Genomic DNA, 22,778 nt, shown 5'->3' with positions numbered 1-22,778 from the left:
GCATGAACATTTTGCTTACGGGAGCGACCGGATTTCTCGGCAGCCATCTGGCGCGGGCATTGGTGCAAGCTTCGCATCGGCTGGTCATCGTCAAACGCAGCTCGTCCGATTGCGCAAGGCTTGCGGACATCGCCAGCGAGATGATCGCGTACGATGCAGATGAGGAAGCGAGCGTGTACCGGCTCTTTGCCGAGCAAGGGCCTTTTGATGCCGTCATTCATGCCGCAACCGCTTACGGCCGGAGAGGGGAGTCAGACGTGGGACTGCTGGAAGCCAACGTCTTGTTCCCGCTTCGGCTCCTCCAGCTTTGTTGTGAGCAGGGCACCAGGCTGTTTGTGAATACGGATACGTTTTCCCGCGATTCCCTTGCACAAGGAGCGCCGCATTTGGCAGGCTATCACCTGACGAAAAAGCAGTTTGCGGAATGGGGGGCGTACATAGCCAAAAAGTACGGGCTGACGTTTGCCAACATGCGGCTGGAGCACGTATACGGGCCGTTCGACCAGTCTGACAAATTCATCCCGTACGTAATCAGCCAGTGTCTTCGGGATGGGGCACAGCTCGCGCTCACTTCCGGGGAGCAGAAGCGCGACTTTGTATATGTAGAGGATGTCGTGGCAGCGTACTTGCTTTTGCTGCGGGAAAAGTCGTCCTTGCCAGCCGAATACGCCGAGTTTCAGGTGGGAACGGGCAAAGCGACGGCGGTACGTGAATTGGTCGAAAAAATTCATTCGCTGACTCGCTCGACGGCGGTGCTGCAATTCGGAGCATTCGCCCAGCGAGAGGGGGAGCTGATGTGCTCGCAAGCCGATACGGGCAAACTCGGCGCACTCGGCTGGCAAGCGCGCGTTTCCCTGGAGCAAGGATTGAAGCTGATCTTGCAAAAGGAAGCCGCGGATTAACAAAAAAACAGCGAACGAACAACAAAACAGCCCGGCTGCGTTCCCTTCGTTCGGGACGGCGCAGCCGGGCATTTTTTTGTTGCGGATGACGAGGCTGGCGTGGATTACAGCAGAGCCGTTTTGTTCGTGCAAAACAAATCGCCGTGAAACGGCCTGATGGCCTCCAACAGTTGGGGATAGGAGTGGATCGGGAGCAGCCCGCCTTCCCGTTTAATCAAGTAGATTTTTTTGTACAGCGCGAACAGCCGCAGGAACAGCTCGTTGGGGTCCTTGCCGAAATAGCCGCGCAGGTTGTCGGGATTAAATTCGATCACCAGATCGGGATCGAAGGCTTTGAATGTTTCCTGCCCGCCTTGCAGCACCTGAATCTCCGAGCCTTCCACGTCGAGCTTGATCAAGTCGATCCGGGACAGGTTATGAGCAGCGACCCAGTCGTCCAGACGCGTGCACGAAATCGTGTTGGTAGCAGCAGAAGTCGCTTCGCTGGCGATGAACGACCAGCCGCCGCCGCGATCGACCTCGCAAAACTCGATGATGCCGTTGCGGTCGAATACGCCGAGCGGAACAGGCTCTACATTGCCGATCCCATTATCCTGCAAAGTCTGATGCAAAAAGGCGAGGTTGACGGAAGATGGCTCAAACGCGTACACCTTGCCCTGCGGTGCGAGATGACTGAGCGCAAGCGAAATCGTTCCGAGGTTCGCCCCGATGTCGAGACAGATGGAATCTGGCTTCACGACCCGCTTCAGCACGTTAAGCACGTACTCCTCGTAGAGGCCGTTTGCCATTTCGATGTAGTACAGGACGCTCTGGTCTGAACTGCTGCCGTGGACCAAAAACGATTTTTCGTCAAAAGGCAGACGGAAGGTGACCGTCTTTTTCGGATCGTGGGCAATCGGCGGATGAATGCGGATGATGTCGTCCTTCACTTCGAAGTGCAGATCGGGCCGCAGGGTAGCCACGTACTGTTTCAGCTCGGCGATGGTCGGATAGTCTTTTAACAGCGGATTGGAGCCGATGAAGCAGCGGGCGTCGTCAATCAGGATGACGTGATTCGGCACGGGATGGGACAAGATGGCGGCCAGTTCGGCCAAAATCGGCGTATCGAGATTGCCTTTTGCAGACTCGGTTGACAGCGGGATGTAGTGTCCGTCCAGCCAGAACAGGCAAGGTTCGTCAATCGATGCGAGCAGTTGGGGAAGCACTGTGCCGCTGTCGCCGTGCAAGATGGATACATGGGCGTCGGCGGCGAAATGCGTTTTGGCTGCCGTGTACAGTGCAAGGTCAAGCTCGATCGAATAAATTCGTTGAAAAACAGCCTTCTGGGCATCCACCATGTAACCGCGATACGTGCCGGTTTCAATCAGCGTGTTGATTTGGTGCTTTTTTCCGTATTGGGCGACAGCTGTCGTTTTCACCTCGTAAGGCGGCGATTCCAGCAGCCAAAAATCCCACGCTTCCTGAGCGGTGAGCGGAAACGGAATGCGCAACTCCTGTTGCCAAACCCGCCTGATTTCGTCCATGCGTGACATGAGCATGCTCCTTTCCTCTTTCGGTTATTTTCCTGCGACCTGATGCAGAACCGCGAGCGTTTCCCTGGCGCATTTGGACCAGGAAAACTGTGCCGCTTGCCGCAATCCTTTGGCGATGAGGTCCGAGCGCACAGACTGGTTTTGCACCTCGACCATTTTGCGGGCGATGTCTTCCGGAGAAATCGGATCGAAAGTAAGCGCAGCATCTCCGACGATTTCCGGGATGCTGCCGTTGTTGGAGCAAATGATCGGCAGCTCGGTTCGCATCGCTTCCACCAGCGGAATCCCGAAGCCTTCGAACAGGGACGGGAAGCAGAGAAAGTTGGCGTTGCGAAACAAATACGGCATCTCTTCCTGCGGAATGTAGTCCAGCCACGTAATTTGATCGGACAACTGGTGCTCACGGATCGTCGCCAGAACCTGGTTGTGTGCTTCCTGGGGGGCTCCGGTGAACACCATATGAATTTTCAACTGGTGTGCATCGCGCAAATAAGCGAGCGCCTGCAAGAGCGAAACGTGATTTTTGTGCCACCACGTATTCGCAGGATAATAGCCGTAATGAGCGGGCAGCCGATACTTTTGCCGCACCCGCTGATTGACGGATTCGTTGTACGGGAGCGTAAATTCATGGGCAGAATCGAGATGGATCGCATGTACGCGATGCTTCGGAATCCCGAACTTGGTAATGATGCTCTCCCGGGAATACTCGGACAACGTCAAGACGGCGTTTGTCTTCAGCGCGGACGATTGGTAGGTCGCCTTGCGCCATTGCAGCGAGTTCTCATCAAAAAACTGCGGGTAAAATTCATGCTGAATGTCCGGGATGTTGATCACGCTCGGGATGGGGGCATCGATCGGATTCAGCACCAGGAGCGGGCAGAACCACAGATCGAGCGCAAGCGCGCGAATCCAGGCGTGGAACTGCTTGTGCGCGTCTATGTGCTCGTGCATCATCACTTTTTGGATTTTCGGATGGTTGGGAAAGGTGTGGTAATTCGTCTTGGTCAAAAACAGGAACCATTGGTCGTTGTCCTTGTTTTGAATCGAGTACGCCAGCAAATTCCGCACGTACTGTTCCATGCCGCCGATTTTTCCAGGGATACAGGCGAGCAGATTTACACCGATTTTCACGGAGCCTTCACCTCGTCATCGCGTCTGTGCTGGCGATACCAGTCAATCGTTTGCTGCAAGCCTGCGAGAAGCGGAGTGGTTGCCGTAAAGCCAAAAGCGTCCCTCGCTTTGTCTGTTGCCAGCTTGCGGCGCGGCTGTCCGTCAGGCTTGCTGGCGTCCCAGACAATCCGTCCTTCGTACCCGCACAGCTTTTGAATCGTACTGGCCAGCTCGGCAATGGTCATTTCTTCACCGGAGCCGATATTGACCGGATCGGAGGAATCGTATTTCTCGGTCGCCAGCACAATGGCGCGGGCAGCGTCCTGTACATAAATAAATTCGCGGGTGACGTTCCCGGTGCCCCAGAGAACGATCTCGTCCTGTTTGGCGGCTTTGGCCTCCAGGCATTTGCGGATGATCGCCGGGATGACGTGGGAAGATTCGAGATCGAAGTTGTCGTGAGGGCCGTACAGGTTGACGGGCAGCAAGAAAATCGAATTGAAGCCGTACTGCTCACGATACGCCTGAGACTGCACCAGCATCATTTTTTTCGCCAAACCGTACGGAGCGTTCGTCTCTTCCGGGTAGCCGTTCCACAGGTCTTCTTCCAGAAAAGGGACGGGTGCGAACTTGGGATAAGAGCAAATCGTTCCGATGGCGACAAACTTTTTCACGCCAAACAGTCTCGCTTGCTCGATCAACTGCGTGCCCATGATCAGGTTGTCGTAAAAAAATTTGCCGGGATTTTTCTGATTGGCGCCGATGCCCCCTACGACGGCGGCGAGGTGGATAATGATGTCCGGTGCGTAAGTATGCAGCATCAAGACGATGTCGTTTTCTTTGCGCAGATCAAAGTCGCGGCTTCTCGGGACGAACACATGCTGGCATTGCTGGGCTTGCAGCTGGCTGAGCACATGCTTTCCCAGGAAACCTGCTCCGCCGGTAACGACGATTCGTTTGTCCGACAGATTCATGAAAGCAACACCTTCCTTTACGCGAATGTGGTCACAGCGAAGGGACTGGCTGCCTGTTTTTCAACAACCAGTTGGCGACATCCCGAGGATTTTTTTTGTATTCCAAGTAAAACTGGTATTCCTGGGCAGAGAGCGGCATCGCATTTTGCACTTGGAAGCTGACCGTGCCGATGCTTGCCGCCATTTCTGTTTCCGGCAAAATTTGCTGCCTGCTGCACACCAGCTCGACGACGGCATTCGGCGTAGTAACTGGGAATACGATGCTCGTTTCAAAGTGACCGGCCGGAATGACGTGATGAGCGGTCGGCACTTGATCGACCATGACGTGGACGTGAACAGGCTGGTTGAATAACGTATTGATGCCTTTGATGACCAGAGCATGCATCGGCTGGGCCGGATCGACGTACAGATGCATCCGGTAGCGCGGCGGGACCCAGAAGGAAGCATGGCGATTGCTGTCCACGAGCAGGGGAGTATTTCCGAAGACCCGATGACTTTTGAACAGATCGAGATACCAGAACACGCCTTTGTTCGGATAGTGCGTGAGAAAATGATACAGCCAGTGATTGGCGACGGTGCCGAAGTGCCGGACGCTGGCCAGCAATATTTCCGGCAGTCCGAGATCGACCTCCAGCGCGACGGACTTGCAGGCTGCATGCAGGCGGGAGGCAGCGAGAAAATCGTGAATGTAGCCGACCTGGTGCGTTTTGGACAGGCGCATCCACAAGTCGTAGTCCATGCAATAGTGCAAGTTTTCGTCCACACCGCCGACAGCTTGAAAGACTTCTTTGCGGATGAAGGCAGTCGGTTGGCAAATGATGCAAAACAGAAACAGGGCCTGGCGGGAAAACGGCTTTGTCGGGTAGACGCTGGTAATCTTGTCCTCGGCGTTGATGTGCAGGGCGTTCCCGTACACCATCGACCATTGCGGGTTGGTTTGCAGCGCATAGATGGCTTTGCCGACAGCGCCATTCAAATACTTGTCATCCGAGTTCAGCCAGCCGATGATCTGGCCTTTTGCCAGTGCCAAGCCTTTGTTGATGGCGTGCGACTGGCCCCGGTCAGGCTCGGAAACGAAGCGGAAGCGCTGTTTTTCATGGGCGTATTCCTGCAAAATCTCCAAAGTCCCGTCTGTGGAACCGCCGTCGACGACGATGTGTTCGATGTTCGGATAGTCCTGGCTGCGCACACTCTCGATCGTTTGCCTGATAAAGGCGGCCTGATTGAAGGAAGGCGTAATGATACTGACTAGCGGCAAGTTCTGCGATCCCATCAACTGCCCTCCTTTTCCCCGGCTTGTGCTTGCAAAGTGTCTCGCCAATATTGAAGTAAGTCGTGCATCGTCTGGTGAAAAGGAATTTCCGGCTGCCAGCCCGTTTGCGTGCAAAAAGCGCTGGCGTCGCCGAGCAGTACCGCTACGTCGGAGGGGCGCAGCCGCTTGGGATCGACGAGAATCTGCACAGGCGCGGAAGTGAAGGACAGGAGGGTATGCAATACTTCTTCGATCGTTCGCGTGTTCCCCGAAGAGATGTTGTAGACGCTCCCGGGCACTCCCCGCTCCAGCGCGAGCCAATACGCTTTGACGACATCGCGCACATCTGTAAAGTCACGTCGCGCTTGCAAGTTTCCGACATGGACGTGCGGAGGCTGCAAGCCAAGCTCGATTTGGGCAATTTGTTTGGCGAAATTGGAGGTGGCAAAGCGCTCTCCCCGCCGCGGCCCTGTATGGTTAAAAGTACGCGTGCGAACAATGGAAAGTCCGTAGCTTTGATAATACTGGTAGCCGAGAAAATCTTGGGCGATTTTGCTCACGGCATAAGGACTCTGCGGCCGCAGCGGGTTTGTCTCCCGCACTGGCAGTTCGTCAGGGTAGACGAGGCCGTATTCCTCGCTGGAGCATGCCACCTGTATTTTGCACGGAATATCAGCTGCCCGGACCGCTTCGAAAATGTGCAGCTGGCTGACGATATTGTTCATCATCGTGTCGGCGGGCGAAGTCCACGAAGCGGGGACAAAGCTTTGGGCAGCGAGATGGTAAATATGTGCCGGCTTGATTCGAGCAATCATTTGGGCGACGGCTGCGGGGTCTTGTAGTTCGCATTCCACGAGATGAAGCTGATCCGCGATGTGGGCGATATGGTCCATTCGGCTGAGAGCCCGGTAAGTTCCATAGATTTCGACATCGCCGCGCGAGAGCAGATATTCTGCCAAATGGCTGCCGGCAAACCCGGTAATGCCTGTAATCAAAACTTTCAAGAGGCTTCCCCCCTTGCTCGTGATGTTTTTTTGCAGCAGCAGGCAAAACCGTTTCCAAAAAAAGAAAGCAGTTGCTTTATATATAGTAAGAACATGCGGATACTGGCACGGCGAATGTCTTTTTATGTACAGGGAAAGTGCGGCACGCCTTTTTCTCGCCAAGGGGGAGCAGATGACTACGCCTTTCGCGCACACGGCAAATACGATGGAGAAAAGAGAACGAAAGAAGGAGGGGCGATGAACCGAATGGACTCCATCAATCTCTATGAAAAGCGTGTTTTCTCGCAAAATGGTGAAGATGGCATGATCGAGGAGTTGTTTGCGCGGATCGGGACAACGAATCGATTTTTTGTTGAATTTGGAGTCGAGGGAGGCGTGGAGTGCCTGTCTCGAAACCTGGCGTACGCGCACCAATGGTCGGGAGTGTTGATCGAGGGACACCCGCTCAAATACATCTATTTGCAGCAGACCTATGCCGCGCTCCCTCAGGTTGCCACCCATCAGGCGTTCATTACCAGAGAAAATATCGCCTCGTTGTTTGCCCAATTTCGCGTTCCGGCACAGTTTGATTTGCTCTCGATCGATCTGGACGGGATCGACTATTGGGTCTGGCAAGCGCTGGCTGCCTACAAGCCGCGAGTGGTGATCATCGAATACAACGCTTCTTTTCCGCCGCCGCAAAAGATGGTCGTAGCGTACGATCCTTCCTTTACATGGAACGGAACAACCTATTTCGGAGCGAGCCTGACATCGCTTGCCGAACTTGGGAAAAAGCTCGGCTATGCGCTGATCGGCACCGATTCATGTGGAGTCAACGCCTTCTTTGTCCGCCGGGAGCTGTTGGGTCTGGCACGCTTTGCGGAGCGAACTCCACAAGAGGCGTACCATCCGCCAAGCTACGGCCCTGATGGCGGGGGCCACCCGCGTGGAAATGGCCCCTACCTGGAAATCTAGGCGGGCAACAGCTGCTGCAAATAGTCGAGCACCGCTTTTTTCATGTTGGCAAGGGCAGTCAAGGCTGCACTTTCTGAGACGTCCTTGACCCCAAAATACAGCTTCATCTTCGGTTCCGTACCGGATGGACGGATGCAAAACCAGGCATGGTCGCCCATGATGAACTTCAAGACATCGCTTGCTGGCAGCGCCAAAGGCTGTGACTCGTTTGTCGCTTGCAGCCGACGTTCGCCAGTCAAGTAATCCTCGATGGAGGTCACCGCATCGCCCGCGACAGTTGTCAGCGGCCTGTCGCGCAAGGCAGCGAGGATCGCTGTCATGGTTTGCATGCCGTCTTTTCCCGGATACGTAATCGAGATCAGCTCTTCCCGGAAAGTGCCGTGCTTGGTGTACAGCTCCTGCAAACGCTGGTGGAGGCTTGAGCCTTGCGACAGCTGGAACGCGCAGGCGTCCGCCAGCAAAAAAGCGGCCTGGACGGCGTCTTTGTCCCGGACGAAATCACCGCGCAAATACCCGCAGCTTTCTTCCAGTCCAAACAAAAAGTGATGCGCTCCGCTTTGCGCAAATTCCTCGATTTTTTCCCCGATGTACTTGAATCCGGTCAAGGTGTCGATTGTAGCCACACCGTAGTCAGCGGCGATCGCGCGAACCATTTCCGAGGTGACGATCGTTTTCACGACGGCAGCGTGGGCCGGGAGCGTTCCGGCAAGCTTTTCTTGCGTCAAAATATAGTCCAAAAGCAAGACGCCCGCCTGATTTCCGTTCAAGATGACATGCTGGTTAGGGCCCGTCCTGATGGCTACCCCGAGCCTGTCTCCATCCGGGTCTGTACAGATGATCAAGTCGGCGCCTTTTTTGCGAGCGTGCTTCAAGGCAAATCGAAAGCTTTCCGGCTCTTCCGGATTGGGGGTGGAGACGGTAGAAAACAAAGGATCTGGTTCCGCCTGCTCCTGAACGACCTTTACCTGCTCAAAGCCTAGCGATTGCAGTCCTTGCGCAATCGGTACAAGCGTCGTGCCGTGCAGCGGAGAAAAGACGATGCGCGGCTGGTGGGCAGCGACGATGGCGGAAGCGGCAGGGGAGCGAAGCTGTTTTTGGCAGGCCATATAAGCGGTAAATACTTCGTCGCCCAACATTCGCAACAGACCGCTGTCCAACAGCTCATTCACTTCACGCGTTCCGATTTGCAGCTCATCCCCGGCTTGTTCCATCTGGGCAAAAATCCGGTCGGCGGCTTGCGGCGGAATTTGTCCTCCGTCTGACCCGTATATTTTGAAGCCGTTGTACTCCGGCGGGTTGTGGCTCGCCGTGATGACGACGCCTGCGGCAGCTCCCAGATGCCGAACGGCAAAAGACAAGAGCGGCGTCGGACACAAATTCTCGAACAAACATGCGGAAACGCCGTAATAACCGAGAACTTTTGCCGTTTCCAGTGCAAAGGTGTACGAATCGTTGCGCGAGTCGTAGGCGATGACGACCGCAAGCTGGGCCGCATCCGAATGTTGCTCCAGCAAATGCAGGGCCAGCCCTGCGGCAACTTTGCGAATCGTATAAAGGTTAATCCGGTTGATCCCCGGCTCCATGACCCCGCGCATGCCACCTGTACCGAAGGCAATCGGCTTGTAAAAGCAGTCTTCCAGTTTTTGCTCGTCGCCTTCCAGTTGCTCCAGGTGGCGCTGAAGCTGCGGGTCCAGGTCTGTGTATTGCTTCCAGCGCGTATAATGCTTGTGCCAATCCATCTGCATGCCAAACCTCACTTCCCGTCAAAAAAGTCTTGCCTCTTTCTTAGCGTATTAAGGAAAAGGGCGGGAAGTGAGGGAGGAGCAAAAGATCATTCGCAAGAGACAGGGCGGAGGCACATGCGAAAAACGAAGTTGCTTCAAGCGTCCAGCCCTGTTTTTGAACGAATGCGCGCAGGGTGGCATATGCTTTTAACGATTGGGATTGGATCAGGCCAGGGGAGAGGTGACGCATGAAAACAGCTTTCCTTACAGGAATAACCGGGCAGGACGGTGCGTATTTGGCGAAGTTTTTGCTGGACAAAGGCTATCGCGTGGCAGGACTTGTGCCGCGCCGCAGCACTGTGGATCGCTGGCGGCTGGAGTATTTGGGCATTGCCGATGAAATCGAGTACAAGGACGGCGATATTTTGGATTTGTCGTCTTTGACCAGGGCGCTCAAAAGCGTGAAGCCGGATGAGCTGTATCATTTGGCGGCGCAAAGCTTTGTCGGCTCATCGTGGGAGCAGCCCGTCTTGACGGCGCAATCGACCGGGATGGGTGTTTTGCATGTGCTGGAGGCCATTCGCGAGACGAATCCCGCGATCAAAATGTATCAAGCTTCCTCAAGCGAGCTGTACGGATTGATCCAGGAGCCGCAGCAATCGGAGCAAACCCCGTTTTATCCGCGCAGTCCGTATGCGGTATCCAAGCTGTTCGGCTACTGGATGACGAAAAACTACCGGGAAAGCTTCCAGATGTACAGCTGCAACGGCATTTTGTTCAACCATGAATCGCCGTTGCGCGGGCTTGAATTTGTCACCCGAAAAGTAACCGACGCTGTGGCGAGAATTGCCGCGAACAAACAAAAAGAGCTGCGGCTCGGCAACATTGCGGCCAAACGGGACTGGGGCTTCGCAGGCGACTTCGTGGAGGCGATGTGGCTCATGCTCCAGCAGGAGAAGCCGGATGACTTTGTCATTGCGACCGGAAAAACGTCAACCGTCGAGGACATGTGCAAAATCGCCTTTGACTACGTCGGCTTGAATTATCAGGATTACTTGCTGATTGATCCGAAGCTGTACCGCCCCGCAGAAGTGGACGTCTTGCTGGGAAATCCGGAAAAGGCGAAGCGGGAGCTGGGCTGGACGCCGAAAACAAAGCTGGTCGAGCTGATTCATATGATGGTGGAAGCCGATATGCAGCGCGTGGCAAAAGAGTAGCGAAACAGCAGCGAGAAAATCATTAGTGACACCCTATTTCTGGAAGCGCAAAAGAAAAGGGGTGTTTTTTTGTTTGGGCAAAAACGAGTTAACCTATTAATGATTAAAAACAACCTATTAAGCCTTGTATAACAACCAGTTACCCTCTGCTGCTCCCCGCTTTTTCACTCGCTACAGCGATAAACTTGCAGAAAATTCGGTTTTAACCCTGCCTTGCCAGTGGTTGGCACGCAACTTGCTTTTGAGAAAAGTACAAACATTTCAACTATCGCGTCAAAAGGAGACTTTGCTATGAATGTAGTTGCTAACGTATACCGGGGAGAACAGGTGGAAAGCTCGCACCTTGGTCATATCGCCGTTGTGGATGCTTCCGGAACTTTGCTGTATGCATTCGGAGATCCACACCGAATGACCTATGCCCGTTCAAGCATGAAGCCGTTGCAGGCGATTCCGGTCGTGGAGACAGGCGCCGCTGATCATTACGGATTTGAGCCTGCCGATCTGTCGCTTTGCTGCGCCTCCCATAGCGGGGAGCCGCGCCATCGCACGCGCGCGCTCTCGATGCTGGAACGTGCGGGTCAACCGGAAGCGACCTTGCAATGCGGGACGCACGTGCCGCGTCACGAGGAGAGCTACAAAGAGCTGATCCGTCAGGGGAAACCGCTTACACCCGTATTTTCCAACTGCTCCGGTAAGCATTCGGGCATGATTGCAACCGCGACGTACATGGGAGAAGAGGTCGCCACCTATCACCTGCCAGAGCATCCGGTGCAGCAGCGGATTCTCGATGTCGTGGAAGACATTACAGGCTATCCAAAAGAGAAGATCAACCTGGGAACAGACGGTTGCGGAGTGCCTGTTCATCAACTGCCGCTCGCGAACTTCGCCTGGGCTTTTGCCAAGCTCGTTCGCCCGGAAGTGATCGCGAAGCCGGAGCGCCGCAAAGCGGTAGAGAGAATTACAGAAGCGATGACGGCTCATCCGGAAATGGTCGGGGGCGAAAATCGCTACTGCACCGATCTGATGAATGCTTTTGCCGGGCGCATCGTGGGCAAGGCGGGCGCTGAGTCTGTCTACTGTCTGGGTGACAGAAAAACAGGGCTGGGTATCGCAGTGAAGATCGAGGACGGCGGGCCACGCGCCATCAATCCGGTCGTAAACGAGGTGCTGCGCCAACTCGGGATCGGTACAGACGGCCCGCTGGAAGTGTTGGCACAATACACAAACCCGCCGATCACCAACATGAGCAATAGCGTCGTAGGCCGGATCGAAACGCCGTTTTTGCTGACGCAAACGAGCGTGTCACTGGGGGTATAAGCGGCAGCTACCTTTCGTTGCCGTTTATCTATAAAGATTTTTTCAAAAGAAGAAGGGGGTCACAAAAAAATGAAGTTGCACAAAGGATGGAAGCTGCTCAGCACTGCCGCCCTGGTCGCGGTTTTGGCCGTGACAGGATGTAGCCAGTCGGCTGCTCCGACGAAGCAAGGCGAGGGAACACCAGCCGGACAGCCAGCAGGCGACTCTGGTGGACAAGCAGATCCGGCAGCAAGACTGAAGCTCAACCTGAAGACCGAGCCACCGTCCCTCGATCCGCCAAAAGGCTTTGACAGCACGTCCAATGAGGTGCTCAATGCGACGATGGAAGGTTTGGCCCGTCTCGACAAAGACCACAAGCCGCAGCCTGCCATGGCGGAAAAATGGTCGGTGAGCGAGGATGGAAAAACGTACACCTTTACGCTGCGCGACAGCAAGTGGTCCAATGGCGATCCGGTAACGGCGCAAGACTTTGAATTTGCTTTCAAGCGCATCGTCGATCCGAACAACGCGTTCCCGTCCGCTTTCCTCGCCTACTACATCGAGGGAGCAGAGGAGTTCAACAAAGGAACCGGCACCGCAGACGGCGTGAAGGTAAAAGCGGTCGATGAAAAGACGCTGGAAGTACATCTCAAGGCGCCAGCAGGCTTTTTCCTGCACATCATCACGCAGCCTACGTTCTTCCCCGTGAATAAAAAAGTGGTGGAAAGCAATCCGAAGTGGGCAGAAAATGCGTCGAGCATCGTCACAAACGGTCCTTTCAAAATGGAAGACTGGGTGCATGACCAATCTGTCAAACTCGTGAAAAACGATGGCTACTGGGATCGCGACTCCGTCAAATTTGCCGGAATCGACTGGGTGATGGTCAACGACGAAAATACACAGTATCAAATGTACTCCACCGCACAACTGGACATGATCCAGACCGTACCGAACGACTTGAAGAAAAAGCTGATCGACTCCGGAGAGGCCAAAGTCGAATCCGAAGCGGCGATTTACTACTACCGGATGAACACGCAGATGCCTCCGTTTACGAACGCCAACATCCGCAAAGCGTTTGCGCTGGCGATCGACCGCCAAACGCTGATCGACAACGTGGTACAAGGCAAGCAGGCTCCTGCACTGGCGCACGTGCCATTCGGCTTCCCGGAACCGGAAGGCGGCGACTTCCGCGAGAAGGGCGGAGACTTCATCAAAGACAACGACATCGAGCAGGCAAAAGCTTTGCTGAAAAAAGGAATGGAAGAGGAAGGCTGGACAACCTTGCCGCCTGTAACCATGACGTACAACACAAGTGACGCCCACAAAGCGATCGCGCAAGTTTTGCAAGAGATGTACAAGAAAAACCTCGGGGTAGACGTGAAGCTGGAGAACAAGGAATGGAAAGTGTTCCTGGAAGAACAGCGCGGCCGCAAGCTGCAATTCTCCCGTTCCACCATCCCGGCTGACTACGGCGATCCGGTCAACTATCTGGAGCTGTTCGTCACCGATCACCCGGGCAACCGCATCAATTACAGCAACAAAGAGTACGACGCGCTGGTCGAAAAAATTCGCAACACCGCAAACGAAACCGAGCGCTTCAAGCTGATGCACGATGCAGAAAAAATCTTTATGGAAGACATGCCGCTGGTGCCGATCTACTTCAGCACCAAAGTGTTCATGGATCAGCCAAACATCAAGGGCATCATTCGCCATCCGGTCGGAACTCTCGACTACAAATGGGTAGAGATCGGGAAGAAATAGTAGAATAGACGAAGACAAGAGCGCAAGGGCAGCTTTGTGCTCTTGTCTTCACACTACATCTGGAGCGAGTGTCCATGCCGAAAAAAACAATTACGTTCATCGCGAGAATGGACGAATTTTTGCAATCCGTGGTCAGTCAATGCCACGAACTGGGGATATCTGAAGACATTCACGTGGAAGCGATCCGAGTGGACCAGCTTCCGTTTCGACCGATTACGCCGGGGGCGCTGGTGGTTTTGTCCACGAAAAGCATCGTCTCGCTTGTCGAGCCGTATTTGCCTGGCGATGCGAGCATTCTCGTTGCCAAGCGGATGCTGCCGTATCACAATTTGCGCGGCATGCTGGAGATTCCGAAAGGCGTCAAAGTGCTTTTGGTAAGCGATACCAAAGAAACCGCAGAGGAAAACGTGGATTTGCTGCGGGCGTCCAGCATGGATTTTGAGTTGTATCCGTACTATCCCGGAGCGGACTATCCGTCCGATATTGAAATTGCAGTTACGCCTGGCGAGCCTGAACATGTTCCGCCCGGCATTCGCAAAGTAGTCGACATCGGTTACCGCGTCATTGATTTATCGACCTGGATGGCGATCTACTCGCATTTTGGCAGTGGAAATTTCCAAAAGGTGACGGCGAGAGCGATGCAATCGTTGATTTACGTCACGAAAGAGCTGAACAACGAGATTCAGCACGCGCACCTTTTGAGCAAATACTTGGAAGCCATCGTCAACCGGATCGAGGATGCGATCATTGCGTTTGATGAGAAGGAATGGATTCGCTTCGTCAATCAAAAGGCAATCGAATCGTTGCATCTGGAGGGCAGGCAAGTGGTCGGAGAGCGTGCAGCCGACTGTCTTCCGCCGGACTTTTACGAGTTGATCCGGCAGTGTGAAGAGAATGAGGACGTTTTGGTAGATTGGGCGAACAAAACCTACTTTTTCCGCAAGATGCACATTGTCATGGAGGGCAGCTTTCTCGGAAGCTTGCTGTTGTTCCGCAAGGCGGCGGAGATCGAAAAGCTGGAGCACGACTACCGCATGCGCCTGTACAGCAAGGGGCTGGTTGCCAAATACCATTTTGATGATATCTACGGAGAAAGTCCTTCTGTGCAAAAAGTGATCCAGATTGCCAAGAAAATGGCCAGAAGCAATTCGACGGTGCTTTTGTTAGGCGAGACAGGAACAGGGAAGGAATTGCTCGCCCAGGCTATCCACAATGCCTCTCCGCGCAGGCGAGAGCCGTTTGTCGGCGTCAACTTCGCGGCTATCTCCGAATCGCTGTTGGAGAGCGAGCTTTTTGGTTACGAGGAAGGGGCGTTTACAGGGGCGCGAAAAGGCGGCCACATCGGCTGGTTCGAGCTTGCCCACAAAGGAACGATTTTTCTCGACGAGATTGGCGACGCCAGTGGCGCGATTCAAAATCGGCTGCTCCGGGTGTTGCAGGAGCGGCAAATCATGCGGGTGGGGGGCAACAAGGTCATTCCGACGGACATCCGCGTGGTCGCTGCCACCAATCAGGATTTGCAAAAGATGGTGACAGAAGGCTCTTTTCGCGCTGATCTGTACTATCGGCTGAACATCTTGCCGATTCACCTGCCGCCACTTCGCAAACGCCGGGAGGACATCCCGTGGCTCGCGCAGCAATTCGTGAAAAAATACTCGCTCGATTTGCGGCGTCCGCCTTTTACCTTGACCAGCGAGGCGATGAAGGCGCTGATGAACTACGATTGGCCGGGGAATATCCGCGAGCTGGAAAACGTCATCGAGTATTTGGCGCACGTCGCAGAGGAAGAGGCGTACGTGTATCAGTTGCCGTTTTGGAACGAGGCACCGGAAATGCCGCTTGTATCAGACGGGCAGGAAGAACGGTTTGAGTCGATCGCAAGCGAATACGTCAAGCGAGGCTTTTTGGAGGAGGTTTTCGCGATTTTGCAGGAGCTTGGAGCCGGGAGCGGCGGTCGCTACTCCTTGATGGAACAGCTTGGCGAGCGCGACGTGGCGATTTCGTCGCAGCAGTTGCGTTACCGTTTGAAACTGATGCAGCAAGATGAACTGATCCATGTGGGAAAAGGCAGACAAGGAAGTCATATTTCTGCGAAGGGAGAAGCGTTTCTGAGATTCCTTGCGCAGAGGAAAGCAGGTGGACACAGATGAGCGAATATTGGAAGAAGCAAGCTCTCCTGCAAAAAGAAGCGTTCGTGGACGAGCTGGTGGCGTTTCTTTCCATTAACAGTATCGAGGACATGACGACTGCGACGGAGGGCAAGCCGTTCGGACAAGGTGTCGCGGCCGCACTGGAAGCGATGCTTGAGCGCGGACAGCAGGACGGGTTTGCGACGAAAAACCTCGACGGCTACGCAGGAACGATCGAGTATGGCGACGGCGAAGAAGAGATCGGGGTGCTCGTCCACATCGACGTCGTGACGGTCGGAGAAGGCTGGACGACGCCTCCTTTTGAGCCGACGATTCGCGATGGGCGCATGTATGCCAGAGGAGCGCTCGACGACAAGGGACCGGCTCTTGCTGCCTACTATGCGCTCAGACTGGTGAGAGACTCCGGGCTTGCTCTCTCCAAAAAGGTGCGTTTGATCATCGGAACTGATGAAGAAAGCGGCTGGCTGTGCATGAAGCATTTTGCCGAGCATGACCGGGTGCCGCCTGTCGGCTTTTCGCCAGATTCGGCTTTTCCGATGATTCATGCGGAAAAAGGCCAGATCAACCCGACGCTGACGATCGCTCCGACACAGCGGAGTGCGGATGCGGACCGGGGCTGGACGTTGCTTTCCTTTGTTTCCGGCGATCAGGGCAACAGTGTGCCGGACAAGGCGGAAGCGGTTGTCGAGCTGGGCGCACAAGCGAAAGCGAAGTTCGACTTCGCGCAGCTCGCTGCCGAGTGGGATGCCTTTTTGCAGGCAATGGGAACGAGCGGGCGGATCGAGCAAGTCGATTCAGACAAGCTGGCATTCACCCTGGCGGGCAAGCCCGCACACGGAATGGCTCCACACGAGGGCGTGAATGCGGGAACGATGCTTGCCTGTTTTTTGCGGGAGCAATCGTTTGAAGGTTCCGCATCTTCGTTTCTTTCGCTCTTGTCAGATATTGTTCACGAAGATTATTACGGGCACGAGCTTCATCTGGCTTGCGAGGACGAAGTATCCGGCAAGCTGACTGTCAATGCGGGAATTTTGCGCTACAGCGAAACGGACGGGGGAAGCGTTCGGCTGAACATCCGCTATCCTGCGACGATTTCCTGTGAGGAGTACGTGGAAAAGCTGAGGGCGCGCGTGGCGGAGCTGGGCTGGACAATCGCCAGTCTGCGCACGTCGAAGTCGCATTACGTTCCGGCCGATCATCCTGTCATTCAGACGTTGTCCAAGGTGTACGAGGAGCATACGGGCGAGCCGACTGCCCTGCTGTCATCCGGCGGTGCGACCTACGCCAAAATCATGCCGTACGGAGTCGCTTACGGGCCGCTTTTTCCAGGCAAGGAATCGACGGCGCACCTGGTGGACGAATATGTGGAAATCGACGACCTGCTGCGGGCGATGGCGATTTACGCCCACGCCATCTACGAGCTGGCCAAATAAACGAGGAGGAACTTCATGTCAAACTACCTGGTGAAACGCGTTTTGATGATGATCGTCACGCTGTGGATCATCGTGACGCTGACTTTTTCCTTGATGCATGCCATTCCGGGAAATCCGTTCGCCTCCGAGTCGGATCAGCTGCCGGAGCAAATTTTGAACAACTTGCGGGCCAAGTACAACCTCGATCAACCGCTGCCCGTCCAGTACGTGCTCTACTTGAAAAATTTGTTGCTGCTCGACCTCGGCCCGTCCATCAAATCAGACTCGCGCGGCGTCAACGACATGATTTCCGACGGCTTCGGCGCGTCCGCCTGGCTGGGGGCGCAAGCGATTGCGATCGCTCTGGTGTTCGGGATCACGTTTGGTATCGTGGCAGCGCTCAACCGCAATAAATGGCTGGACTATGTCGCGATGGCGCTGGCCGTTCTCGGGGTAGCGATTCCGAGCTTCATTATGGCTCCGTTGCTGATCAACTTTTTTGCGATCAAGGTGTCGATTTTTCCGGTGGCGACGTGGGGTACATGGATGCACACAGTGCTGCCGTCACTCGCTCTCGCCTTCGGTCCGGTCGCCATCATCACGCGGTATATGCGGGCCAGCATGATTGAAGTGATGAATCAAAACTACATTCGCACGGCCGAGGCAAAAGGCATTCCGATGTTTTTGGTCGTGTTGCGCCACGGCATTCGCAACGCGATTTTGCCTGTCGTGACGTTTCTCGGTCCATTGATCGCCTCGCTGATCACGGGAACGTTTGTCGTCGAGAAAATTTTCGCGATTCCCGGCATCGGCAAATATTTCGTGGACGGTATTTTCAACCGTGATTATCCCGTTATTTTGGGTACGACGATTTTTTACAGCGCCATTTTGATCGTGACCATTTTCCTGATCGATATCGCGTATACGCTGATCGACCCGAGAATCAAGCTGACCAACAAGGAGAGATAGCCTGTGGCGATGGAACATAGAGTAGACCCGTTATTTCAGCCGCTGTCCAAAAAAGGGCAGGCCAACGTCATTTCCCGGCCGAGCCTGAGCAATGGGCAGCAAGTGATTCGCAAGTTGGCAAAAAACAAGCTGGCGATGCTCGGTTTGTTCATCATCACGGCACTGGTCGCGATGGCGATTATCGGACCGAACCTCGTGCCTTACAGTTACTCGGATCAGAGCTTGTTGACGAAAAATCAGGAAGTGTCGTCCGAGCACTGGTTTGGAACTGACGAGCTTGGCCGGGACATGTTTGCCAGAACGTGGTACGGCGCAAGAATCTCGTTGACCATCGGGGTGGTGGCGGCGCTCATCGATTTGGTGATCGGCGTAACCGTCGGCGGCATCGCTGGCTACATGGCAGGGCGCGGCAAGCGGGGGGATCGGATCGATACGATTATCATGCGCGTGATTGAAGTGCTGTACGGCTTGCCGTACTTGCTGGTCGTGATCTTGCTGATGGTCGTCATGGAGCCGGGCATATTGACGATTATTATTGCGCTGTCCGCTACGGGCTGGGTCGGCATGGCGCGGCTGGTGCGCGGACAAATTTTGCAGTTGAAAAACCAGGAGTTCATTTTGGCTGCGCAAGTGCTGGGAGCCAAATTCAACCGGATTTTGCTCAAACATCTGATCCCGAATACATTCGGCGTCATTATTGTCAATTTGACGTTTACGATTCCGTCCGCGATTTTTGCCGAGTCGTTCCTGAGCTTTCTCGGACTCGGCGTGCAAGCGCCTGTGGCGAGCTGGGGAACGATGACGAACGACGCTCTTGGCGTTATTTTGACCGGAGACTGGTGGCGGCTGTTTTTCCCGGCGCTCATGATCTCGCTGACGATGTTCGCTTTTAACGTATTTGGAGACGGTTTGCAGGATGCGCTTGACCCGCGCCTGCGCGACTGATGGGGGAGAGGGAGAAAATGACGAAAAATCAGCATTTGTTAGCAATCGACGAGCTGCGTGTCAACTTCAAGACCTACGGTGGCGAAGTGCAAGCGGTGCGCGGCGTCTCCTTTCACGTGGACAAGGGCGAGACGGTCGCGATCGTAGGGGAGAGCGGCTGCGGCAAAAGCGTCACCGCGCAGGCGATCATGGGGCTGATCCCCAACCCGCCTGGCAAAATCGTCGGGGGAAAGATCGTGTTTGACGGGCAGGACATCAGCGGGCTTTCCAAAAAGGAGCTGCTCGGCATTCGCGGAACGCAGATCGGGATGGTGTTCCAGGACCCGATGACCGCGCTCAACCCGACGATGAAGGTCGGAACGCAAATCGTAGAAGGATTTGTGCGCAGTCAAAAAGTGACGCGTGAAGAGGCGCGCCAGCGTGCCATCGAGATGCTCCGGCTGGTCGGCATACCAGACCCGGAAAAGCGGATCGATCAATACCCCCACCAGTTCAGCGGCGGGATGCGCCAGCGCGTCGTCATCGCGATTGCCCTTGCCTGCCAGCCGCGGCTCGTGATCGCCGATGAGCCGACGACAGCGCTGGATGTAACGATTCAGGCGCAAATTCTCGATTTGCTGAAGCGGCTGCAAGCAGAGCAGGAGCTGTCCGTCGTCATCATTACGCATGACCTCGGTGTCGTGGCGGAAATCGCCCATCGGATGGTCGTCATGTATGCAGGCATGGTTGTCGAGACAGGAACGGTCGAGGATGTGTTTGCCAACCCGCGCCATCCGTACACGTGGGGATTGATGCGCTCGCTGCCTCGTCTCGATGAGGGCGAGAAGCAGCGGCTCGTACCGATCGACGGCACGCCGCCGGACTTGTTCCAACCGCCAAAAGGCTGCCCGTTTGCGGCGCGTTGTGATTTTGCCATGGAAATATGCGATCAGCAAATGCCAGCCAAAAACGACTTCGGAGCGGGCCACGAGGCGGCTTGCTGGCTGCACGATCCAAGAGCGCCGCGCATCGATGAATTGGTTGCAGCAGGGAGGCAGGGAGTATGACAGAAGCGTTGGTTGATGTACGCGATTTGAAAAAGCATTTCTCCATGGGTCCCGGTTTTGATCTGAAAGCTGTGGATGGGGTGACTTTTACGATTCAAAAAGGCGAGACGCTCGGACTGGTAGGCGAGAGCGGCTGCGGCAAATCCACGCTGGGCCGCACGATTATCCGGCTGTATGAGAATACGGCTGGCGAGGTGCTGTTCAAAGGGAAGAACGTCCACCAGTTGCGCGGAAAAGAAGTGGGCCAGTTCAATCGGGATGTCCAGATGATTTTCCAGGACCCGCAGGCCAGCCTCAATCCGCGCATGACGGTAGAGGACATCATCGCGGAAGGCTTGGACATTCACGGACTCAGCAGAGGATCGCGCCGGGAGCGGGTCGCCGAGCTGTTGCAACTGGTCGGTCTGCATAAAGACCACGCCCAGCGGTTCCCGCACGAGTTCAGCGGAGGCCAGCGGCAGCGGATCGGCATCGCCCGCGCCCTCGCTGTCGAACCGCAATTCATCATTGCCGACGAGCCGATTTCCGCCCTGGACGTCTCGATTCAGGCGCAGGTCGTCAATCTGCTGGAAGATTTGCAGCACGATCGCGGTCTTACGTATTTGTTCATCGCCCACGACCTGTCCATGGTCAAACACATTTCCAATCGCATCGGCGTGATGTACTTGGGCAAAATGGTTGAGCTGGCTGCCAGCAATGATTTGTACGCCCGTCCGTTGCATCCGTATACGCAGGCACTGCTCTCGTCTGTGCCTGTTCCCGACCCGACTGTCAAGCGCGAGCGAATCGTGCTTCAGGGCGATTTGCCAAGCCCGGCGAACAAGCCAAGCGGCTGCGGCTTCCGGACGCGCTGCCCGCTCGCCACTGCGCGCTGCGCCGAAGAAGAGCCGAAGTGGCTGGAGGCAGAGCGAGGACACTGGGTCGCCTGTCATTTGCTAGAAGCATAGGTACGGAAACAAAAGACGCCTTTTTCCAGGCGTCTTTTTGCGTTAGATGGCGGTGGCGGCAGGTGATAGATAAAGGAGCGATGTTCGAGTCTGCCCGGTTCTGGCGCGATCCTTTGCCTAATCCCTTGGTCAATCCCTTGCAATCCGTGAATGTCCAAGCCTTCCTTCCGCGATGTCTCGTCATTTACAAGCAGTTGTGTTTTTACATATATTAGGAGTTGAGGTTTGGATGAGGTGTTTGCGAGAGTGTGGGGAAAGGTTGTTCGGAAAGGGCGTGCGACGGTGAAAAAGAGAACGATGACTGCCATTCTAGTATTACTGGCTGTTGGGCTTGGCTTGACACTCGCTTTTATAAAAAGGCAGGAAGCATCTTTGGCGGATTCTTCCGGTTATTCATTGTCAAAAGTGTACAACTCCACCAGCGAGTTGGTCGGTTTTTCCAATGTAATCCTCAAAGGAAAGATTTCCAAGGAACCGAGACAAGAGCAATTGGCCAAGCTCGTTTTTCATGTGTACGACGTCGAGGTAGAAAAGCTGTACGACAACCAGACCGAGCAAAATATCAAGGCTGGGGATACGGTTGAGGTTTACCGGATCATTGGATACGCCCCAGGGGATATCCACGAGATGGCCAGTCTCGTCGCCCCCGAGTATCAACAGCTGGAGCAAGGGGAGTACCTGCTCTTTTTGAATAGCAGTTATGAGGAAGAAGGCGACAAGCACATCTTGATTCCCAATTCACCCGAGCAGCTTTACAAAGCGAAGGAAGCAGAGGGCTTTCCTTGGCTGAAGCCGGCAGGCGAACGCTTTGACAGTATTTCGCCGCAAGAGCAGCTGCCGACGATCTATGAATCCGATGTATTCCTGGCCATCGGCAAATCGTTGCTTATAAATAGTAGAAACAAGTAAGCACCAGCGAAAACACAATCAATCCGGTCCCGGAGGCGAGAAAGAGGGAAGTCGCCACCTTGATGACGGATTGTTTTTTTTGCGCAAAAACGGGATCGTCTCCTTGCACGAGATCGCTCTCCATCATGCGCGGCTTGCGGAAAAAGAAGCCTTTGAGCTGCTTGAAGCCGCGCATGAAAACGGTGAAGAAGCCGGAACGGGTAACGACGGCAGCACAGCCGACCATCAGCAAAATCAGCCCGAGCAGAAAGCTCTGATTGATATAAGGCAGCAAGGCAAGCGTCTCGGAGGTCACCCCGAGTACGAGGCTACAGGTGATTGCTAGGACCAGGATGATGGCAAACCAATTGTTCACAGTAGAAGCACGTCCTTTTTCGAGTCAGTCTTTTGCCAGCCAAGCCGGCAGTAGGTGCAAATCGACATTTTCAGAGAAAATCCTGTTCATTTGACTTTACCGCAAATGTTGAAAAATTGCCAATGGTGTCGAAAGTGCAAATTTCAAGTAAATTCCTGTTGAACCATGTTTTGAAATTTAATATAATTCGCCTGAACGCAACAGGAATATTTTACTATTTTTGTTGTGAATTTCATACCTTTGCAAACTGTTGACAGGAGGGAGAGGTACCATTTTCATTGGGCAAATGACACAGCCGCAACCAACAAACCAAACCTAG

19 protein-coding genes are annotated in these 22,778 nt (G+C 54.6%); 12 read left to right on the top strand and 7 right to left on the bottom strand.

Annotation, left to right across the window (positions count from 1 at the left end; genetic code table 11):
• The first annotated feature begins 2 nt into the window (after window positions 1–2).
• Window positions 3–902, top strand: coding sequence for an NAD-dependent epimerase/dehydratase family protein (locus DEP07_RS25565; protein ID WP_173596261.1), 900 nt, complete (start codon window positions 3–5; stop codon window positions 900–902).
• A gap of 104 nt (window positions 903–1,006) precedes the next feature.
• On the opposite strand, the gene DEP07_RS25560 is transcribed toward DEP07_RS25565, so the two are convergent.
• The 5 genes from DEP07_RS25560 to DEP07_RS25540 are packed head-to-tail and all read right to left on the bottom strand — an operon-like array spanning window position 1,007 to window position 6,774.
• A complete protein-coding gene (locus DEP07_RS25560; protein ID WP_229049878.1) occupies window positions 1,007–2,440 on the bottom strand; it encodes an FkbM family methyltransferase in 1,434 nt (477 codons plus the stop codon).
• 18 nt (window positions 2,441–2,458) lie between these two features.
• Window positions 2,459–3,565 (bottom strand): glycosyltransferase family 4 protein, encoded by a 1,107-nt coding sequence (locus DEP07_RS25555; protein WP_287103204.1) that lies wholly within the window; start codon window positions 3,563–3,565, stop codon window positions 2,459–2,461.
• Window positions 3,562–4,518, bottom strand: coding sequence for a GDP-L-fucose synthase family protein (locus DEP07_RS25550; protein ID WP_122963226.1), 957 nt, complete (start codon window positions 4,516–4,518; stop codon window positions 3,562–3,564). Before DEP07_RS25550 ends, DEP07_RS25555 begins: the two co-directional genes overlap by 4 nt.
• Before the next feature lie 31 nt (window positions 4,519–4,549).
• Window positions 4,550–5,791: a glycosyltransferase family 2 protein gene (locus DEP07_RS25545; RefSeq protein WP_287103203.1), complete on the bottom strand. Its 1,242-nt coding sequence runs from the start codon at window positions 5,789–5,791 to the stop codon at window positions 4,550–4,552.
• Window positions 5,791–6,774: a GDP-mannose 4,6-dehydratase gene (locus DEP07_RS25540; RefSeq protein ID WP_173596264.1), complete on the bottom strand. Its 984-nt coding sequence runs from the start codon at window positions 6,772–6,774 to the stop codon at window positions 5,791–5,793. Before DEP07_RS25540 ends, DEP07_RS25545 begins: the two co-directional genes overlap by 1 nt.
• A gap of 237 nt (window positions 6,775–7,011) precedes the next feature.
• Here DEP07_RS25540 and DEP07_RS25535 point away from each other — a divergent pair, with 237 nt between their 5' ends.
• Window positions 7,012–7,728: a hypothetical protein gene (locus tag DEP07_RS25535; protein ID WP_229049879.1), complete on the top strand. Its 717-nt coding sequence runs from the start codon at window positions 7,012–7,014 to the stop codon at window positions 7,726–7,728.
• Here the strand turns inward: DEP07_RS25535 and DEP07_RS25530 are convergent.
• Window positions 7,725–9,473 (bottom strand): phospho-sugar mutase, encoded by a 1,749-nt coding sequence (locus tag DEP07_RS25530; RefSeq protein ID WP_173599795.1) that lies wholly within the window; start codon window positions 9,471–9,473, stop codon window positions 7,725–7,727. The genes DEP07_RS25535 and DEP07_RS25530 overlap by 4 nt on opposite strands.
• 227 nt (window positions 9,474–9,700) lie before the next feature.
• Between DEP07_RS25530 and DEP07_RS25525 the strand changes: the two genes are divergently transcribed.
• The 10 genes from DEP07_RS25525 to DEP07_RS25480 all read left to right on the top strand — a co-directional run bounded on the left by DEP07_RS25525 (window position 9,701) and on the right by DEP07_RS25480 (window position 22,104).
• The gene (locus DEP07_RS25525; protein ID WP_122963231.1) at window positions 9,701–10,669 is read left to right on the top strand and encodes a GDP-mannose 4,6-dehydratase; all 969 of its coding nucleotides are present in this window, start codon (window positions 9,701–9,703) and stop codon (window positions 10,667–10,669) included.
• A gap of 291 nt (window positions 10,670–10,960) precedes the next feature.
• On the top strand, window positions 10,961–11,986 hold the full coding sequence (locus DEP07_RS25520) for an asparaginase (protein WP_122963232.1): 1,026 nt from the start codon (window positions 10,961–10,963) through the stop codon (window positions 11,984–11,986).
• 69 nt (window positions 11,987–12,055) lie between these two features.
• Window positions 12,056–13,726: a peptide ABC transporter substrate-binding protein gene (locus tag DEP07_RS25515; RefSeq protein ID WP_122963233.1), complete on the top strand. Its 1,671-nt coding sequence runs from the start codon at window positions 12,056–12,058 to the stop codon at window positions 13,724–13,726.
• A gap of 74 nt (window positions 13,727–13,800) precedes the next feature.
• Window positions 13,801–15,876, top strand: coding sequence for a sigma-54 interaction domain-containing protein (locus tag DEP07_RS25510; RefSeq protein ID WP_122963234.1), 2,076 nt, complete (start codon window positions 13,801–13,803; stop codon window positions 15,874–15,876).
• Window positions 15,873–17,309, top strand: a complete 1,437-nt coding sequence (gene pepV, locus DEP07_RS25505) for a dipeptidase PepV (RefSeq protein ID WP_173599796.1) — start codon at window positions 15,873–15,875, stop codon at window positions 17,307–17,309. The genes DEP07_RS25510 and pepV overlap by 4 nt, the downstream gene beginning before the upstream one ends.
• A 15-nt stretch (window positions 17,310–17,324) precedes the next feature.
• Window positions 17,325–18,257, top strand: coding sequence for an ABC transporter permease (locus DEP07_RS25500; RefSeq protein WP_063227133.1), 933 nt, complete (start codon window positions 17,325–17,327; stop codon window positions 18,255–18,257).
• Between the two features lie 9 nt (window positions 18,258–18,266).
• The gene (locus DEP07_RS25495; protein ID WP_167470244.1) at window positions 18,267–19,202 is read left to right on the top strand and encodes an ABC transporter permease; all 936 of its coding nucleotides are present in this window, start codon (window positions 18,267–18,269) and stop codon (window positions 19,200–19,202) included.
• Window positions 19,203–19,219: 17 nt separating this feature from the next.
• Window positions 19,220–20,248: an ABC transporter ATP-binding protein gene (locus tag DEP07_RS25490; protein ID WP_122963237.1), complete on the top strand. Its 1,029-nt coding sequence runs from the start codon at window positions 19,220–19,222 to the stop codon at window positions 20,246–20,248.
• Window positions 20,245–21,195 carry an ABC transporter ATP-binding protein gene (locus DEP07_RS25485; protein ID WP_122963238.1) on the top strand — a complete coding sequence of 317 codons (951 nt, stop codon included), beginning with the start codon at window positions 20,245–20,247 and terminating at the stop codon, window positions 21,193–21,195. The genes DEP07_RS25490 and DEP07_RS25485 overlap by 4 nt, the downstream gene beginning before the upstream one ends.
• Window positions 21,196–21,477: 282 nt before the next feature.
• Window positions 21,478–22,104, top strand: coding sequence for a hypothetical protein (locus tag DEP07_RS25480; protein WP_287103202.1), 627 nt, complete (start codon window positions 21,478–21,480; stop codon window positions 22,102–22,104).
• On the opposite strand, the gene DEP07_RS25475 is transcribed toward DEP07_RS25480, so the two are convergent.
• Window positions 22,082–22,459 carry a DUF3899 domain-containing protein gene (locus tag DEP07_RS25475; RefSeq protein WP_122963239.1) on the bottom strand — a complete coding sequence of 126 codons (378 nt, stop codon included), beginning with the start codon at window positions 22,457–22,459 and terminating at the stop codon, window positions 22,082–22,084. The genes DEP07_RS25480 and DEP07_RS25475 overlap by 23 nt on opposite strands.
• Window positions 22,460–22,778 lie beyond the last annotated feature (319 nt).

It is taken from the genome of Brevibacillus sp. (assembly GCF_003521185.1).
Taxonomy (GTDB): Bacteria; Bacillota; Bacilli; order Brevibacillales; family Brevibacillaceae; genus Brevibacillus; species Brevibacillus parabrevis.
This window is presented reverse-complemented; position numbering and strand designations above follow the sequence as displayed.